Raw genomic sequence first — 1,006 nt, forward strand, 5'->3', positions numbered from 1 at the left:
GCGGCGGTGGTCAGCACGTCGAGTGGCGGCTACAAGGCCGAGGTGCTGCGCGCCAATAGCACACGCTACCCCTGGGCGCTGCGCACCCATGCCAGCAGCGGTGCGTCGGCCGACAAGGCGCTGCAGGAGCGGTATGCGCGCATGTGCGCCAGCAGCCACAACGGCAAGCCGGGCGCGCAACGGCAGTCGTATACGCCGATGCTGCTGGGCCTGTGGGATGCGGTGGGCGTGGTCCACGAGCTCAATGGCTACCGGCACGATGTGGTCGCGGCGATGGCGCGTTACAAGGACGAGCGCGCGATGGAATTCAACGCGATGGAGCATATCGAGCAGATCGATACGCTGCTGCAGCGTAATGCGGCAGTGCTGTCGGACCAATATGCCAAGGCCAGTCGCGCACGCATGGAAGAGCTGGAGCAGGAGCAAGCCGGCGGCAACGCGCTGACCCAGTCGGGGATGGAGGCCTTGCGCGCACACGGTATTGCCTCGTCCAACGAGGGAACCTGGGACGGGCTGTCCAAGGCCTTGCTGCCGGTCTATCAGCGGCAGGCACGCGAGAAGTGGCAAACCACCTACTGGCCGCGCATCGATGCAGCGGCGTATCAAGGGTTCAAGCGGCAGGCGGATCGCTTCAGCCAGGCCGCAATGGAGCTGCTGGCCCAGCGCACGCAGGTGCTGGGCCCGTGGCTGTCCAACCCGCTGTTCCTGGTCACGCTGGAGGACTACGACGGCAACTCGCCGGTGTGCGGGGTGCGCTTCGAGGAAGTGGTGACCGGTGCGATGGAAGGGCTGGGCATGGACCCGGTCGGCCGCAAGCTGCTGACGGGCATGGCCGACGATCTGAACGTGACCGGTCGCCGGTGCCTGCTGTGGCGGGTCATCGTGCAGAACCAGGACGCGCCGCGGCAGGAGCTGAAGACCACGCTGAGCGAAGCGGACAAGCACAAGGACACCTTGCTGTCGGCCGGCGGCGCCGGCTGGAGCGTGTTCGAGAGCGCGAGCAAGA

At 66.9% G+C, this 1,006-nt stretch carries 1 protein-coding gene; it reads left to right on the plus strand.

Going from position 1 to position 1,006, the window contains the following annotated elements; genetic code table 11:
* The coding region (locus tag CKY51_RS22140) for a T6SS effector BTH_I2691 family protein (RefSeq protein ID WP_280524723.1) at positions 1 to 1,006 on the plus strand (1,006 nt) is incomplete at both ends.

The organism is Xanthomonas maliensis, from assembly GCF_009192945.1.
Lineage (GTDB): Bacteria > Pseudomonadota > Gammaproteobacteria > Xanthomonadales > Xanthomonadaceae > Xanthomonas > Xanthomonas maliensis.